At 40.4% G+C, this 16,020-nt stretch carries 15 protein-coding genes and 1 pseudogene; 4 read left to right on the top strand and 12 right to left on the bottom strand.

Features of this window, described 5'->3' with window-relative positions; all coding sequences use genetic code 11:
• Positions 1-349: 349 nt before the first annotated feature.
• The 4 genes and pseudogenes from FTT85_RS02020 to FTT85_RS02005 all read left to right on the top strand — a co-directional run.
• Positions 350-1,783: pseudogene (locus tag FTT85_RS02020) on the top strand (circularly permuted type 2 ATP-grasp protein); the annotation flags it as partial.
• 22 nt (positions 1,784-1,805) lie between these two features.
• Positions 1,806-2,408 (top strand): alpha-E domain-containing protein, encoded by a 603-nt coding sequence (locus FTT85_RS02015; protein ID WP_180182704.1) that lies wholly within the window; start codon positions 1,806-1,808, stop codon positions 2,406-2,408.
• Complete coding sequence (locus FTT85_RS02010) at positions 2,405-3,184, top strand: transglutaminase family protein (RefSeq protein ID WP_180182703.1); 780 nt, start codon at positions 2,405-2,407, stop codon at positions 3,182-3,184. Before FTT85_RS02015 ends, FTT85_RS02010 begins: the two co-directional genes overlap by 4 nt.
• Before the next feature lie 17 nt (positions 3,185-3,201).
• Positions 3,202-3,936: a proteasome-type protease gene (locus FTT85_RS02005; protein ID WP_168377741.1), complete on the top strand. Its 735-nt coding sequence runs from the start codon at positions 3,202-3,204 to the stop codon at positions 3,934-3,936.
• Positions 3,937-4,031: 95 nt separating this feature from the next.
• Here FTT85_RS02005 and alr read toward each other — a convergent pair whose 3' ends face one another.
• The 12 genes from alr to cyoA all read right to left on the bottom strand — a co-directional run bounded on the left by alr (position 4,032) and on the right by cyoA (position 15,986).
• Positions 4,032-5,105 (bottom strand): alanine racemase, encoded by a 1,074-nt coding sequence (alr, locus tag FTT85_RS02000; RefSeq protein WP_180073997.1) that lies wholly within the window; start codon positions 5,103-5,105, stop codon positions 4,032-4,034.
• Between the two features lie 48 nt (positions 5,106-5,153).
• Positions 5,154-6,593 (bottom strand): replicative DNA helicase, encoded by a 1,440-nt coding sequence (gene dnaB, locus FTT85_RS01995; protein WP_078188586.1) that lies wholly within the window; start codon positions 6,591-6,593, stop codon positions 5,154-5,156.
• A gap of 238 nt (positions 6,594-6,831) precedes the next feature.
• Positions 6,832-7,278, bottom strand: coding sequence for a 50S ribosomal protein L9 (gene rplI / locus FTT85_RS01990; RefSeq protein WP_078188585.1), 447 nt, complete (start codon positions 7,276-7,278; stop codon positions 6,832-6,834).
• A gap of 9 nt (positions 7,279-7,287) precedes the next feature.
• Positions 7,288-7,515 carry a 30S ribosomal protein S18 gene (rpsR, locus tag FTT85_RS01985; RefSeq protein WP_004278792.1) on the bottom strand — a complete coding sequence of 76 codons (228 nt, stop codon included), beginning with the start codon at positions 7,513-7,515 and terminating at the stop codon, positions 7,288-7,290.
• 12 nt (positions 7,516-7,527) lie between these two features.
• Entirely contained in the window at positions 7,528-7,914 is a 387-nt protein-coding gene (gene rpsF / locus FTT85_RS01980) for a 30S ribosomal protein S6 (RefSeq protein WP_004696436.1), read from the bottom strand.
• A gap of 157 nt (positions 7,915-8,071) precedes the next feature.
• Positions 8,072-8,860 carry a DUF3142 domain-containing protein gene (locus FTT85_RS01975; RefSeq protein WP_180182702.1) on the bottom strand — a complete coding sequence of 263 codons (789 nt, stop codon included), beginning with the start codon at positions 8,858-8,860 and terminating at the stop codon, positions 8,072-8,074.
• 6 nt (positions 8,861-8,866) lie between these two features.
• Positions 8,867-10,984: a hypothetical protein gene (locus FTT85_RS01970; protein WP_180182701.1), complete on the bottom strand. Its 2,118-nt coding sequence runs from the start codon at positions 10,982-10,984 to the stop codon at positions 8,867-8,869.
• A gap of 102 nt (positions 10,985-11,086) precedes the next feature.
• A complete protein-coding gene (gene cyoE / locus FTT85_RS01965; RefSeq protein ID WP_180182700.1) occupies positions 11,087-11,965 on the bottom strand; it encodes a heme o synthase in 879 nt (292 codons plus the stop codon).
• A gap of 10 nt (positions 11,966-11,975) precedes the next feature.
• Positions 11,976-12,302: a cytochrome o ubiquinol oxidase subunit IV gene (locus FTT85_RS01960; RefSeq protein WP_078188582.1), complete on the bottom strand. Its 327-nt coding sequence runs from the start codon at positions 12,300-12,302 to the stop codon at positions 11,976-11,978.
• On the bottom strand, positions 12,302-12,922 hold the full coding sequence (gene cyoC / locus FTT85_RS01955) for a cytochrome o ubiquinol oxidase subunit III (protein ID WP_078188581.1): 621 nt from the start codon (positions 12,920-12,922) through the stop codon (positions 12,302-12,304). The genes FTT85_RS01960 and cyoC overlap by 1 nt, the downstream gene beginning before the upstream one ends.
• A 4-nt stretch (positions 12,923-12,926) precedes the next feature.
• On the bottom strand, positions 12,927-14,915 hold the full coding sequence (gene cyoB, locus FTT85_RS01950) for a cytochrome o ubiquinol oxidase subunit I (protein WP_078193968.1): 1,989 nt from the start codon (positions 14,913-14,915) through the stop codon (positions 12,927-12,929).
• Positions 14,916-14,918: 3 nt separating this feature from the next.
• Positions 14,919-15,986 carry a ubiquinol oxidase subunit II gene (gene cyoA, locus FTT85_RS01945; protein ID WP_078193967.1) on the bottom strand — a complete coding sequence of 356 codons (1,068 nt, stop codon included), beginning with the start codon at positions 15,984-15,986 and terminating at the stop codon, positions 14,919-14,921.
• Positions 15,987-16,020 lie beyond the last annotated feature (34 nt).

Genomic DNA, 16,020 nt, shown 5'->3' with positions numbered 1-16,020 from the left:
ATGAATAAAATGATGCTGTGGGACACAATAAGAAATCTTCCTGCGTTAAGCAAGTCTTCATCTGAAAAAAACTAAGATGATTTTAATAACGCAATTTGACATAACTTGAGCAGTTACATGCTGTACCACTTTGCAAAAATGATGCATAAATAATCAAAGAGAAGCAACATATTTATTGATGGCATATATATTGCTTTATCTAGTTCATAAAACATGAGAAAAACATGGAGTTGCTATGCTGAAAGAAAATCGTAATACAACTTCAAATGGAATTGAGGGTTATGAGGCAAAGTTGGTTAATACTTCTGTCTCTACATTAAAAAATTTACCTCTTGCTCGAGGACATGCGCTGTTTAATCAATTTAATTCGGATTTTTTTAATGAAATGCGCGACAGTAAAACGGTAGCTAAAGAATCATGCCAACGGATAGAGCAGTGGTTATCACAGCATACACTTGATGAATTGAAGCAACTAAATCAGGTTGCAAAACAACATTTTCTCTATGAAGGCATTACCTTTACAGTGTATGGCGAAGATGAGGGCATTGAACGCACCATACCTTATGATCTTATTCCTCGTGTGATTGCACGAATGGAATGGAATAATTTATCACTGGGCTGCGCACAGCGCGTGAAAGCTCTCAATCTGTTTTTACATGATGTCTACCATCAACAAGATATTTTAAAAGCAGGAATTATTCCTGAACTGCAAGTCTTAACGCATGAAGCCTATTTGCCACAAATGTATATGCATGGGCTAAAAGGTAAAATTTATAGCCAAATCAGTGGCATTGATATCATACGTAATCAATCAGGCGAATTTTACGTCCTTGAGGATAATCTTAGAACACCGTCGGGTGTGTCATATATGCTAGAAAGCCGTAAGATCAGTCAAAAACTGATGCCTGAACTTTGCCAGCAAAGCAACATTATGGGGATTGAGCAGTATCCGCAGCTTTTACGTGAAATTCTTGCAGAAAATGCCTACGTCGATAACCCGTTTATCGTGGTTTTAACCCCAGGGCGTTTTAACAGTGCGTATTATGAACATGCCTTTTTGGCAAGGGAGATGGATGTACCCTTAGTGACATCACGTGATCTTTATGTAGAAAACGATAAGGTTTATGTGAAAACCATTAAAGGCCGACAACAGGTTGATGTAATTTATCGTCGTGTGGATGATGCTTTTCTCGATCCATTATGTTTCAAACCTGACAGTACTTTGGGCGTAGCAGGGCTCATGTCAGCGTATATGCAACATAATGTGGTCATTGCAAATGCACCGGGAACAGGCGTAGCAGATGATAAATCGATTTATCCATATGTGGATAAAATGATTCATTTCTATTTAGGCGAACAAGCGATCCTGAAAAATGTGCCGACCTATCAATGTCGTGAGCAGAACGAATTGGATTATGTGCTCTCGAATATCGAAAAATTGGTGGTCAAAGAAGCGCAGGGTTCAGGTGGTTACGGCATGCTGATCGGTCCACAAGCTTCTTTACAAGAATTAAATAGCTTTAAAGATAAGGTGGCCGCAGCACCACATTTATATATTGCACAGCCGACTTTAAATTTATCTGTCAGCCCAACCCTAAGTGAGACCGGTGTTTCGGAGCGCCATATCGATTTGCGTCCATTTGTACTGAGTTCTCCATATCGAACTGAAATTGTACCGGGCGGCTTAACTCGTGTCGCGATGCAAGCAGGTTCATTGGTGGTGAATTCCTCGCAAGGCGGCGGTATTAAAGATACGTGGGTAGTAGATGATTTACGCTCATAGCACTCCAGTGAAGGAGCAAAACATGATTTTATTAAACAGTAATGCAGAAAATATATTTTGGCTGGGACGTTATTTAGCACGTACTCAATATTTATGCAGTATTTTTCCATTTCAAGATGTCGATACAGCATTGAACTATGCACATGCTTTTTGTTTACCAGCATTTGATGCCGACTCAATGAATGAATTGGTTTTAAATGCCGAGCAACCGGCGTCATTTTCGAGCCAATTTCAATATGCACAAAGTAATATTCAGGATTTAAGGGGTGTACTTTCAGCAAAAAGTTATGCAGAACTCAGCCGTTTAATTCGTAACGCCAGTGATACCCCCGGTTATATCTGTGACGTGGTAACAGATTGCCAAGATGTTTTAGAGTCCGAATCTGAAGATGTATTTTTATTTTTTAGTTTAGGACAAGCCATAGAGCAGCTTGATCGCCAGTTACGCATGCAGCAAGACATTCAACACACCCTAGCGAAGATTGAACATATCGTAATCGCTTTAGTTCAGTTTGGCTGGGAAAGTGTGCAAGAGGCATGGCAGGCACTAAAGCAACAACCGAATAGCCAAAATTTTTACCATTTCAGTGATCATATCCAAAATATGTTTGAGGTGGTTGTATGAGGCTCATGATCAACCATCAGACCCATTATGTTTACACTGATGTGGTTAGCAGAAGCATTCAATATATCAAAATGACCCCATCCACTAATGCGCATCAACAGGTGCAAAATTGGGATGTGAGTGTGCCGGGGCAACGTGATATGCAATTGGATACTTTTGGTAATGTGTGGTTGACCACAACGCAGCGCGAACCTTATCTTCAAATGACCATTATGGCGCAGGGCATCGTAGAGATGAATTTGAGTTCAAATGATTCAAATGCAGATGATTTAAACCCGAAATTGTTTTTACAGCCAACGCCGAGTACGCAGTACGATATTCACATGAAAAGTTTTGCCGATTGCTATGTCCCTCGTATCAATCGTGCCAATCTGATTCGTTTGGCTGAAGCGATATTGGCGCATATTCCCTATGTATCGAATCAAACATCGGTACATACTTCAGCGATTGATGCTTTTCATCATAAGCAAGGGGTATGTCAGGATCATAGCCATGTCATGATCGCAATGTGTCGCTATTTGGGTATTCCTGCACGTTATATTTCTGGGTATTTATTTGTGCCGAATAGTAGCCACCTTGCCAGTCACGCTTGGGTAGAAGTCTATATCGAAAATAAATGGTATTGTTTTGATGTCAGTAATCAGCTATTTACACCACAATCACATATTTATGTTGCGATTGGACGGGACTACTGGGATGTAGCTCCAGTTCGAGGCGTTCGTGATAAAGGTGGTATTGAGTCTATGAGCTCAATTGTACAAGTGCTGAGTTGTTAATCATTTGAGGGATAAAAATGACCTATTGTTGTGCATTACGGTTAAAAGATGGCATGGTATTTATCAGTGATACACGGACAAATGCAGGTGTTGACCATATTTCAGTTTTTCGCAAACTTTATTCCTTTGGTATTGTGGGTGAGCGATTTATTACCATCCAAACCTCTGGAAATTTAGCCACAACACAAGCGGTCATTGGGCATTTACAAAATCAGCTAGAGGTCAAACAAGAGCCGAATTTATATAGTGTAAATACGATGTTCGAAGTGGCTGAATTGGTCGGGCATACCTTAAAAAAAGTCATCTCAGATGTCACCTCAGATATTTTAGAACAAAGTAATTATTACTGTAGTTTATTGGTAGGCGGTCAAATTGGCAGTGCGGATATGCAGTTATATAACATCTATCCACAAGGCAACTTTATTTGTGCGACACCAGATACCCCATATTTTCAAATTGGCGAAAGCAAATATGGCAAGCCGATACTCGACCGAACTTTGCGTTACGATATGCCGCTCGATGAAGCAATGCGTTGTAGCTTAATTTCTTTTGATTCAACGATACGCTCAAATGTGTCAGTGGGTATGCCTTTAGATGCTTTGGTTTATAAAAAAGACAGTTTAGAAATACCAAATGGTAAGCGCATTTATGAAGAGGACCCATATTTCACCATGATCAGTAAAGGCTGGTCAGAAGCATTGCGTCAGGGTTTGATTGAATTGGCAAAACCAACAGCTGACTATTTTCAATAACCATTTGAACAACAAATCGATCAATTTAAAAAGTGAATAAAAAAAGCGAGATAAAAAAAGCCCAGATTTGATCTGGGCTTTTTGATTTGGCGTAATTAAGCTAATTTACGTACAGGGCGCGCGCTCATACGGCATAATAATTCATAGCCAATGGTTCCGTTCGCTTCTGCAACGTCATCAACCAGACGATCTTTGCCCCAAAGCTCAACTTCAGTGCCTATCGGTGCATGCATACCGGTGATATCAATCGCAATCATATCCATGGCAACACGGCCAATCACACGCGTTTTCTGTCCATGGATGGATACATAGTTTTGTTTAGGGAAGGCACGTGGATAACCGTCACCATAACCAATCGACACAATCGCAAGATTCATTTCTTGTTCTGCAACGAAAGTCGATCCATAACCCACAGATTCACCAGCTTGAATGGTATTTAAAGCAATCACTTCAGCGGTAAAGGTCATCACCGGTTTAAGATCTAATGCTTCTACAGAACGGTCTGAGAAAGGTGTCGCGCCATATAGCATGATGCCTGGGCGAACAAAATCAAAATTCAGTTCTGGCCATTTGAAAATCGCAGCCGAGTTACAGCACGAACCCATGATTGGCGCACAAGCTTCTTTTACGTGTAAGAATTGTTCACGTTGTTGGTCATTTAAAGGATGATTTTCTGCGTCTGCATTGGCAAAGTGCATCGCCAGTACGCAAGTAAAACCTTCCGCCTTTAAAGCATTGATGACATCAATAATTTCAGGCACTTTAAAACCTAAACGGTTCATACCGCTGTTGAGTTTGACCCAAACTTTCAGACCTTGAGCAATATAGGCATCCTTATGTGCACGTAACCAATCTAGTTGTTGCTGATGATGCACCACACATTCAATTTTTTTATCGATTATAATTTGCATTTCATCATCTGAGAAAATGCCTTCAATTAAAGTAATGGGTTGTTCATAACCCAGTTCGCGAATTTCTAAGGCTTCTTCTAGGCAGGCAACACCGAAGGCATCACTGTCTTTTAAGGCTGCTAAGCAGTCTTTAACTCCATGTCCATAAGCATTGGCTTTCACCATGCTTACAATTTTAGCGGTTGGGGCAAGTTGTTTGACACGGTTTAAATTATATTGAAGTGCTTGTTGATCAATATAAACTGTAGCTTGGCGCACCCTAAATACTCCTACAGGGTCGATGAATTAATGGATGATAAAGAGTCTTTACTCTTCATCATCATACTGAGCATAAAACTCAGGGGAGAGGTTACTAAATTTGGTGTATTGACCTTCGAAGGCAAGACGCACAGTACCAATTGGACCGTTACGCTGTTTACCAATAATAATTTCTGCAGTACCTGCTTCTTTAGACTCTTTGTTATAAACCTCGTCGCGGTAAATAAACATGATCAAATCGGCATCCTGCTCGATTGCACCCGATTCACGTAAGTCGGACATCACTGGGCGTTTATTAGGACGGTTTTCCAGTGATCGATTCAACTGAGACAGTGCAATTACTGGGCAGTGCATTTCTTTAGCCAGTGCCTTTAAGCTTCGAGAAATTTCCGAGATCTCGCCAACACGGTTATCACCCATACCGGGTACTTTCATAAGCTGCAAATAATCGACCATGATACAGCCAAGTTTACCGCCGTGCATTTTGGCAATTCGGCGCGCACGGGCACGTACTTCAGTTGGAGGTAGTGCAGACGAGTCATCGATATACAAATTCTTTTCTTGGAGATGCACAATGGTACTGGTCACTTTTGACCATTCATCAGCATCCATTTTACCTGCACGCAAATGCCCTTGATGTACACGACCGAACGATGAAATCAAACGCATTGCAATTGAGTCTGCAGGCATCTCCATGGAATAAACCAGAGCGGGCAGGTTGTTATTAAACAGCACACTTTCAACCAAGTTCATGGCAAAAGTGGTTTTACCCATCGATGGACGGGCCGCTACAATAATTAAATCGCCTGCTTGCATACCTGAGGTTTTATTATCAAGTTCTACAAATCCAGTGGTTAAACCCGTGATACTGCCTTCAGTTTGTGAAAGTTCATTCAATTTATCAAAAACACTAGCAACGACAGAGTTAATAGCTTTAGGGCCTTGTGCTTTGGCGTTGTTGTTGTGTTGCTCGGCAATCGAGAAAATATTGGTTTCTGCTAGATCTAAAATTTCACTGACCGTACGACCTTTGGTGTCATAGGCATTTTGTAAAATTTCTGAGCTGACTTTAATCATGCTGCGTAAAGTGGAAAACTCTTTAATTTTAGCAGCATAAGTTTCAAGGTTATAGAAACTTGAAGGTGAATCTGACATCAGTTGCATCAGATATTCTTCGCCACCTGCAGCATCGAGCAAGTTTTGTTTAATCAGCCAATCATTGACCAATACCGCATCATAAGGTGAGCTATCTTTTGACAGTTGATCGATTGCACGGAAAATATATTTATGACGGGTCGCATAAAAATCAGCTTCAGTCAGTACATCACCCACTTGCTCAAATGATTCTGCAACGGTCATCAGTGCGGCAAGCACAGCTTGTTCAATCGCTAGGTTATGGGGTGGGGTACGAAACTCTTTCAACGAACTTTGTTCTGTGGTTTTTGCTGTTGGCGTAGAGTTTGGCTTGCTGGCATTCGCCTGTGACATAAAAATCCCTGATGCTGAAACCATTTAATGTGATGGAAATGGGTGCTAATTACAGTTTTTTCAACTCTTCATTGAACTGAAATGATAGGCGTTTTCTACAGAAATGCGAACAAGTATTTCCGATTAATTCTTCATACATTGAATTGAATGAAGAGTTAAAAATATAAAAAAGTTGGAGCACTATTTTTTACAGATAAAAAAAGAGCATGCGTAAGCATGCTCTTTTCTTTGCAAGAAATTACTCAGCTACGATAGTAACTAGAACTTCTGCGACAACATCATGATGCAATTGGATTGCGATGTTGAATTCACCAGTGTTGCGAAGCGCACCATTTGGTAAACGAACTTCTGCACGGTCTACAACAAGACCAGCATTAGTTAACGCGTCAGCGATGTCACGAGTACCGATAGAACCGAATAGTTTACCTTCGTCACCAGCTTTAGCAGTGATCACGATGTTAACTTCGTTCAATTGGTCAGCACGTGCTTGAGCAGCAGCTAATACTTCAGCTTCTTGTTTCTCAAGTTCAGCACGACGAGCTTCAAATGCAGCAGTGTTAGCTTCAGTAGCAGCAACTGCTTTACCTTGAGGGATAAGGAAGTTACGGCCGTAACCAGCTTTAACTGAAACTTTATCGCCTAATTTACCAAGGTTTTTAATACGTTGTAATAAGATAATATCCACAGCTCAACCTCACTTATGATTGTCAGTGTAAGGGATCAAAGACAAGTAGCGAGCTTGTTTAATAGCTAGCGCTAATTGACGTTGGTAACGAGCTTTAGTACCTGTAATACGGCTAGGAACAATCTTGCCGTTTTCAGTGATGTACTGTTTTAAAGTGTCGATATCTTTGTAGTCGATGTACGTAACGTTCTCAGCTGTAAAGCGGCAGAACTTGCGACGACGGTAAAAACGTGCCATGTTATGTTCTCCTTATGCTTCAGCAGAGTCTTGAGCTTGTTGTGCTTCTTCACGTTGAGCTTTACGCGCACGTTTTTCTTCAGCACTCTTAGCCAATAGTGACTCTTCAGTGATAGCGTTTTCACGACGGATGATAAGGCTACGAATGATTGCATCGTTATAACGGAACAATTCTTCTAGCTCATCAAGAGTAGTTTGACCACACTCAACATTCATAAGAATGTAGTGAGCTTTGTGGATCTTGTTGATTGGGTAAGCCAATTGACGACGGCCCCAGTCTTCAAGACGGTGGATTTGACCTTCAGCTTCTTTGATGTGAGTTAGGTAACGTTCTACCATACCCACAACTTGATCGCTTTGGTCTGGATGTACCAATAGTACGATTTCGTAGTGACGCATTGTCAGCTCCTTACGGTTTAGGCAGCCCCAATCATTAATTGATTGAAGCAAGGAGTCACAACTAAAGTTGTGTCGCAAAGTTTGCGAAGCGTGAATTTTAGAGCGTTTAGGTTTGAAATACAAGGCATGGATTTAAAATGCTTGAATTATTTATGGTTTAAGGCCGATTAGCGGTACGTAATAAAAACACCACATAACCTTTGAAATAAGGATCTTGCGCTAAATGTGCAGGTGCTTGCCAAAGCCCGTTTTGTACAAGACCAATTTTATAGGGGAGTTTTAATTTTGAGACTTTATTTAAATAAAGCGTATAGTTTTTAATGGTGTGGCTGCCTTGATAGGTCTGTATAGCAATCTCATCAATATTTTGAGCAAGTAATTTTAAGGTTTGCTGATCCTGAACATTGGTCCAATCCATTAAACCCGTAATGCTTAAACGATATTTTTGAGGCATTTTCTTTCGTATCTTTTCAAGGAATACCGCATATCGATGGATATTTTGTGTCTTTGCATCAAAATCAATTTGTAAGCCTTGAATCTGATTGCCATTTTTTTCCCAATGTTTAAGCCGCTGCAAAATTTGCTGAATATTGTTATTTGACCATTGTAAATGATGGCTACGGATTACAATCCAAATTTTCTGCTGTGGTTTATGGAGGACTTGAATACCTTGTGGGATAAACTCGGATTGCTTTAACGGTTTATTCCAATTCATTTCACCTTGTAAAATATAGAGCTCCGTGGCTTGCTGTAAGTAGGGGCTACTAGAAATATTGCCCCAAATCCAAAAACTTGAATAATGTGCTGCATTAACACGTTGCTGTATTTCGGTGTGAGCTTGTTGTGTATTTCCAAATTGGGCAGGTGAACAAGCGGAACACAAAACAATGCTCAATATGAACAAAAGTTCTAATGTATTTACCCGCCTCATCACCTGTAAAAGCATTGAAAATTACCAATAATATTTTAAGGATTTAGCCCAACTTGTTTCAGGATAATCCCGTTTGATTTGATCAAACCATTGTTTGCGTACAGACTTACTCACATCTTTGTCTTGGCATTCATTATTACCACTTGGTGCATAACATTGAATAGCGCGATAGAGCGCATAGGCGGTTAATTCAGATTTGGTTCCAGTTTTAATAATATTTTTATATACATCACCGCGTGCAAAATATCGACCTTTAAAACTTTGTGGCGAATCATCTGACTGATAGCTGAGATCGACCATGCTGTAGGCTTGTGAACTACGCGCATACTCACCTAAACACAATTGCAGGCTCAGGTCTTTCGGATTTGCTTGTAATTGCTTGGTCAATGTCGCTAAGTCAGGGCATTTGATTGAATTGCTGACAGTGATGCCTTTCCATAAGAAATTGGCAAATGGTGGTTGATAGCGATATTTCTCCGCAGTATTTTGCTCACTATTAAACTGGGCTGCATTAGTTGGTAATTCGGTATAGGCTTGATTAAATAAATCAAAATTTTGATAAGCCAGTGATTTGTTCAGTAAGGTATAAAGTGCTACATTTTTTTGATCCTGAGTCGCTGCAATATTTTTCACAACACTCACTAAGCTTTGTTCATTTGCAACTTCAACTAAATATTGTTGCTGCAAAAAAGCTTGTTTAATTTTTGCTGAGGGACCGATAAATTGTGCTGTATTTTGCTGCTGAGCATAGTAACGATACAGCATAAGTTCAGCCAAACCACGTTGTTCAGCTGTTTTGCTAATGGAAAGTAGATTTTCCCAATATTGCTGCGTTGTTTGATTTTGTCCACTTGCTTCCAAAATGCGACCTTTCAACATGACTTGGCTCAATTGAAGGTAGCTGCCTATGTTATTCGGCATTTGTTGGGGAAGGTATTTCAAGGCTTCTTGTGCTTTGTTTTGCACATAAAATAAGTGGTTCGCTTGCAAATACTGGAACAGTTCTGGCGCGTCTTTAAAATAATTTTTTTGTGCGTTTAATTCAGCCCAGGAAATGACAATATCATCGGAACTTTGTATTTTCCGCATGTGCATCAGATCATAGATAGTGAGGAAAAACGGATCTTTCAAATTTTTGACATTCAGACGCTTACTTTGAAATACATGACGATCTAATTCATAGGGTAGATTGGGCAGCTCTAAGTTATAAACGCTGGATTTAGGATTATTGATTTGCCATACGTATTCATAAATCAGCAAATCATGTTTTCCACTGAGCCAAAATCCACGTCTTAATAAACCGCGTGCACTTGCGGCATATTGACCTTGGGGATAGAGCTTAAAGTACTGGGTGATATTATTGAAAAAATTGGTTAATAAACTTTGGTTAAGTTTGTCATGATCTAAATCGCCATATTCACCTAAACCACTTTGATAAGCCTCATTTAAAGCACTTCGAATCAACATATATTGTGATGTTTCTTTCAGCCAAGGTTGATCCACATTAGTTAATACTGAATAAATCTTAGTCGCTGTGGAAAAGTTAGCATTGTAAAACGAAATTGTGGCGTTTAAATACGATGCATATTGGCGTGCAGATACTGACCAATTGGGATTTACGCTTAGCAAAGTTAGTTTATTGTCGCAATCATTAATTTTTTGACGTTCGCGAATCAGGGTGTTTTTTTCACTACTTGAAAGCTTACTGTCTTTTTTGACTTGTTCAATAAAGGCTTGTGCGCCATTTTGAATGCTGTTGCAATGTTCGTTAAAACTTAGATCAGGTGTTTTTAAAGGTTTACGCGCATTCGGCAGTTTATTGCTGCTAGTGCTCATGATACTGGAAACTTCAAATGGAACTTTGCTGTAGCTAGTTCGCCAAAGTGTGGATTTATCTTCTTGAATATTAAATTTGGCAATACCTAAATCGCTAAGCAACAGCAGCATGTTGGTTTGATTGTCATTTGCTGGTGTGAGCGCAGGGAGTTCATCGCATGCGGTATAAGCATTGGTTTGAATAAGTGTCGACGGTTCACAATAAATATCCATGCCTGCATGACTTTGCATACTAAAGAAAATACCGAATGGAATACTTGATGTGAAAAGGGCAGAGTGAATAAATTTTTTTTGATATGACATAAGGCACAGTTAATTATAGTTGTGTGTGCAATGGTATCAAGTTGGGCTTAGGGTTTGAAGCTATTCATAAATAAAAAAAGATAGAGTAAAACTCTATCTTCTTTAAAAAAATACAATTGGGTTCAGAGGGGCAGTGGAAGTAAAACTAAAAATTAAACTTATCACTGTGATCAATTTGACTGAAAACATGAAATATTGTTTTGCCCAAATTTGATCATCTTCAGCTTTGAATCCTTGAATGGTCAGATAAATCCAATAGAGACTTAAGGCATTCAGGACAATCATATAAATCCAATTTGCATAACCAAAAAAGAATAAACCATTCATGGTCATGCAGAACAAAAACACATAAACCAAAGACTCAACTTTGGTACGGTGAATTGAACGAGCTACAGGTAAAATTGGAATTCCTGCATTTTTGTAGTCATCAAATCGGTAAACTGCAATTCCCCAAGAATGAGGCATTTGCCAAAATGCATAACCAATAAAAATCAGTAATGCACCTAAATCAAACTGGTTTGCAACAGCCGTATACCCGATTACAGGTGGCGCTGCGCCAGAAAGACTGCCGATAATGGTTTGATGGATTGTTGTTCGTTTTGTCCATAAGCTATAAAAACCAACGTATACGACAAAACCAATAACAGCAAAAAGAAAAGCGTAAGCATTTACCCAGAACCATAAAATGCTAAAACCAATTACACCTAAAACTAAAGCAAAAACTAAAGCAACAGGAATCGAGATTGATTTTTTAACCATCGCACGATTTTGTGTGCGTTGCATTTTTGAGTCGATGTCTTGGTCAATAACGTTATTGACAACACATCCAGAAGCGACCACAAAGAGGGTGCCTAAGAGGGTAAGAAGCAACAGAAGGAAATCTACAGAACCATGGGCAGCTACAAAGTAGCCACCCAAAGCGGTAACAAAGTTACCAAAGAGAATTCCTGGTTTAGTCAGGAATAAATACTTTTTCAGCATGACGACCAGTTTAGATCATCATGTTGAAGTGAAGGTAGTTCATAATCCACACAGAACCTACTAAAAGGATAGCAATTGTGAGGATTGTATAAACAAATGCAATCACGTTCCAGCGTTGCTCTGAAGAAGAGTTCATATGCAGGAAGTAAACTAACTGAATAAGAACCTGAGCAACCGCAGTAATCGCGATTACGGCAACCAATAGACCGCGGCTAAAACCACCTGCCATTACCATACCGAATGGAATTACGGTAAGTAGAACAGAAAGGATAAAACCGATTGTATATTGTTTAACGTTACCGTGAGCTGCACCAGCAGAGTTATGATCGTGACTCATTAGATAACTCCCATCAAGTAAACAACGCTGAATACGCAGATCCAAACGATGTCAAGGAAGTGCCAGAACAAGCTTAGGCAAGCAAGACGACGAGTGTTTGGAAGTGTCAAACCATATTTCTTGATTTGGAACATCAACACAAGCATCCATACCAAACCAGAAGTTACGTGAATACCGTGCGTACCAACTAAAGTAAAGAACGCAGATAAGAACGCACTTGTGCTTGGGCCATGACCAGCATGAACTAAATGATTGAATTCATAAAGTTCCATGCCAATGAAGGCTGCACCAAATACCCAAGTAACTGCTAACCAAGTTAAAACTTGACCAACATTTTTCTTGTATGCTGCAAGAACAGCAAAACCAAAAGTTACAGAAGAGATAAGAAGGGCGAAAGTTTCAGTTAAAACGAAACCTAAAGATTCACCAAACAGCTCTTGTGCACTTGGCGTACCCACTGGAACGTGGCTACTTAATACAGCGAACGCGATGAAGAGTGTCCCGAAAAGAACCAAGTCACTCATCAAGTAAGTCCAGAAACCAAAGACAGTGATGTCAGTATCATCGTGATGATGATGTTCGTCATGTCCGTGGTTGTCGTGATGAAGTACTTCAGCCATTGTCTTAGTCCTTCTTCAAATGTTTTTCAAGAAGCGCGTAGCGTTCATTTTCAATACGTTCAACTTCTGCAGCTGGAACATAGTAGTCAACTTTCTTAGTGAAAGAAGAAACGATGAAGCTGATAATTGAAGCAATGAAAGTTACAACGACTAACCACCAGATATGCCAGATTAATGCGAAGCCCATAACTGTAATAAACATTGCAATTACGAAACCTGCCGCACGGTTTGTAGGCATATGGATGTCTTCGTATGTAGTTGGCTTAGCGTAAGCAACACCATTTTCTTTGTCAGTCCAGAAAGTATCAATACCATTGATCTTTGGAAGATAAGCAAAGTTATAGAATGGTGAAGGAGATGAAGTAGCCCACTCAAGAGTACGACCATCCCAGATATCGCCAGTAACGTCCATGTTGTCTTTGCGTTGAAGGAAACCAACAACGATTTGCATAACAAAACAGAAGATACCGATAGCAACCAATACAGAACCAAATAAAGCGATCGCTAAGTACGGATCCCATTCAGGGTTGTCATATGTATTCAAACGACGAGTCATACCCATGAAACCAAGGATATAAAGTGGCATGAATGCAAAGTAGAAACCGAAGAACCAGAACCAGAACGCTGCTTTACCCCAAGTTTCATTCAGTTTCCAACCAAACATTTTTGGCCAGTAGAAAATGATACCCGCGAACATCGCGAACACTACACCACCAATAATTACGTTATGGAAGTGAGCGATAAGGAATAAAGAGTTGTGTACTAAGAAGTCCGCTGGTGGAACTGCCATTAATACGCCTGTTAAACCACCAATACCGAAAGTCACAAGGAAGCCAAGTGTCCAAAGCATTGGAGTTGTATAGGTGATGCGGCCCTTGTACATGGTGAATAACCAAGAGAAGATTTTCACACCAGTAGGGATCGCAATGATCATGGTCATGATACCGAAGAACGCGTTAACGTTGGCACCAGCACCCATTGTAAAGAAGTGGTGAACCCATACAACTAGTGAAAGAACACCAATTGCTACAGTTGCGTACACCATAGATTTGTAGCCGAACAACGCTTTGCGTGAGAACACAGCAGTAACTTCTGAGTAAATACCAAAAGCTGGTAATACCAAGATGTAAACTTCCGGGTGACCCCAAGTCCAAATCAAGTTTACATACAACATAGGGCTACCACCCATGTCATTTGTAAAGAAATGGAAGCCGAAGTAACGGTCAAGTGAAAGCATTGCAATAGTCGCAGTCAAAACTGGGAATGTTGCAACGATAAGCACTACAGTAACTAATGCAGTCCAAGTGAAAATAGGCATGTCCATAAGTTTCATGCCAGGCGCACGCATTTTGATGATGGTAACGAAGAAGTTAACACCAGTAAGAAGCGTACCTAGACCAGAAACCTGAAGTGCCCAGATATAGTAGTCTACACCTACACCTGGAGAGTATTCGATGCCAGAAAGTGGAGGGTAAGCCATCCAACCTGTTGCAGCGAATTCACCAATTGCAAGAGAAGCCATCATTAAGCCCGCAGCGCCGGCGAATAACCAGAAGCTAAGAGAGTTTAATAATGGGAATGCTACGTCACGTGCGCCAATTTGAAGTGGTACAGCAACGTTCATTAAACCAACAACTAGACCCATTGCTACGAAGAAGATCATGATTACGCCATGGGCAGTAAAGATCTGGTCATAGTGTTCTGGGTGTAAGTAACCTTCACCGCCACCTTTTGCAAGGAACAGTTGAAGACGCATCATAATCGCATCGGCAAAACCACGCACAAGCATGACAATTGACACGAGGATATACATGATACCAATTTTTTTATGGTCTACAGATGTGAACCATTCGTTCCACAAGTAGCCCCATTTTTTAAAGTAGGTGATACCAGCAACAATTGCGATACCGCCAAGGATCATCATTGCAACAGTAACCAACACGATTGGGTCGTGTGGAATTGCATCTGGTCCTAACTTACCTAATAAGCTCATGTCTTATTCCCCTGCAACAGTCGCATGTTCAACGCCTGCATGAGCTTCAGAAGCAGCAGCTTCGTGTCCAACAGTAGCTGTATGATCAGCACCGTGGTAGTTGCTCATGTATTTGTTAATCACTGATTCGAACAATTTAGGTTCAACTGAAGAATAGTAAGTCACTGGGTGTGGCTTAGTAGGGTAAGGCTTCATTGCTTCAGCTAGAGCCTTCTCTTCAGGAGTAGTTGCTTTGGCAACTAAAACTTCGATCTGGTGTTTAGAACGGTTGCCGTCACGTAAGGTTGCAAATTCAGCTTGGTCTAAAACAGTTTTTTGAACCGCTTCAGGATTAACTGAAGAACCATTACCAGCTTTAACAGCAGAAACCCATTCAGCAAACTGAGCATCAGTCACAGCATGTGCACGGAAGCGCATTTGTGAGAAGCCATAACCTGAATAGTTAGAAGAGAAACCACGGAAGCCTTCAGCAGGACTAGTTTCATCAGCTAATAAGTTCAAGTGAGTTTGCATACCTGCCATAGCATAAATCTGACCACCTAACGCCGGAATGAAAAATGAGTTCATTGTGAAGTTAGATGTTAAACGAAGGCTTACAGGAGTTTTCTCAGGGAAGCGGATCTCGTTTACAGTCGCGATGCCTTGTTCAGGGTAGATGAAGATCCATTTAAATTGTTCAGCAATAACTTGAACAGTTAAAGGAGCTTTATCTGACTCGAGTGGACGGTAAGGGTCATACTTGTGGGAACCCCACCAAGTTAACCAAGCTAAAATAGCGATAATAATTACGGGAATACCCCAAACTACAACTTCAATTGCAGTCGAGTGTGCCCAAGTAGGTGCATAGTCTGCATCTTTATTTGACGCGCGATATTTCCAACCAAACCAAAGAGCCATAAGTGCTGATGGAATAACTACCAACAACATTAGGTAGATCGCAGTAAGCATGAGGTTTGACTGACCTTCAGCAACTGGACCTTTTGAGTTTAGAAGTACCATATCACCACCACACCCAGTTAAGAGTGCAGCGATCGCAGATAAAGACAATACAGCTAAAATTGTTTGTCTCATTTTACAACCTCGGTGAAGAGTCCCATTCCCTAAA

This window comes from Acinetobacter sp. YH01020 (assembly GCF_013420275.1).
Taxonomy (GTDB): domain Bacteria; phylum Pseudomonadota; class Gammaproteobacteria; order Pseudomonadales; family Moraxellaceae; genus Acinetobacter; species Acinetobacter amyesii.
This window is presented reverse-complemented; position numbering and strand designations above follow the sequence as displayed.

Excerpts from the sequence above, each read along its gene's own strand:
- FTT85_RS02015 (WP_180182704.1), top strand. The coding sequence starts at position 1,806 with ATGATTTTATTAAACAGTAATGCAGAAAATATATTTTGGCTGGGACGT.
- FTT85_RS02010 (WP_180182703.1), top strand. The coding sequence starts at position 2,405 with ATGAGGCTCATGATCAACCATCAGACCCATTATGTTTACACTGATGTG.
- FTT85_RS02005 (WP_168377741.1), top strand. The coding sequence starts at position 3,202 with ATGACCTATTGTTGTGCATTACGGTTAAAAGATGGCATGGTATTTATC.
- dnaB (WP_078188586.1), bottom strand. The coding sequence starts at position 6,593 with ATGTCACAGGCGAATGCCAGCAAGCCAAACTCTACGCCAACAGCAAAA.
- rpsR (WP_004278792.1), bottom strand. The coding sequence starts at position 7,515 with ATGGCACGTTTTTACCGTCGTCGCAAGTTCTGCCGCTTTACAGCTGAG.
- rpsF (WP_004696436.1), bottom strand. The coding sequence starts at position 7,914 with ATGCGTCACTACGAAATCGTACTATTGGTACATCCAGACCAAAGCGAT.
- FTT85_RS01975 (WP_180182702.1), bottom strand. The coding sequence starts at position 8,860 with ATGCTTTTACAGGTGATGAGGCGGGTAAATACATTAGAACTTTTGTTC.
- FTT85_RS01970 (WP_180182701.1), bottom strand. The coding sequence starts at position 10,984 with ATGTCATATCAAAAAAAATTTATTCACTCTGCCCTTTTCACATCAAGT.
- cyoE (WP_180182700.1), bottom strand. The coding sequence starts at position 11,965 with ATGCTGAAAAAGTATTTATTCCTGACTAAACCAGGAATTCTCTTTGGT.
- FTT85_RS01960 (WP_078188582.1), bottom strand. The coding sequence starts at position 12,302 with ATGAGTCACGATCATAACTCTGCTGGTGCAGCTCACGGTAACGTTAAA.
- cyoC (WP_078188581.1), bottom strand. The coding sequence starts at position 12,922 with ATGGCTGAAGTACTTCATCACGACAACCACGGACATGACGAACATCAT.
- cyoB (WP_078193968.1), bottom strand. The coding sequence starts at position 14,915 with ATGAGCTTATTAGGTAAGTTAGGACCAGATGCAATTCCACACGACCCA.
- cyoA (WP_078193967.1), bottom strand. The coding sequence starts at position 15,986 with ATGAGACAAACAATTTTAGCTGTATTGTCTTTATCTGCGATCGCTGCA.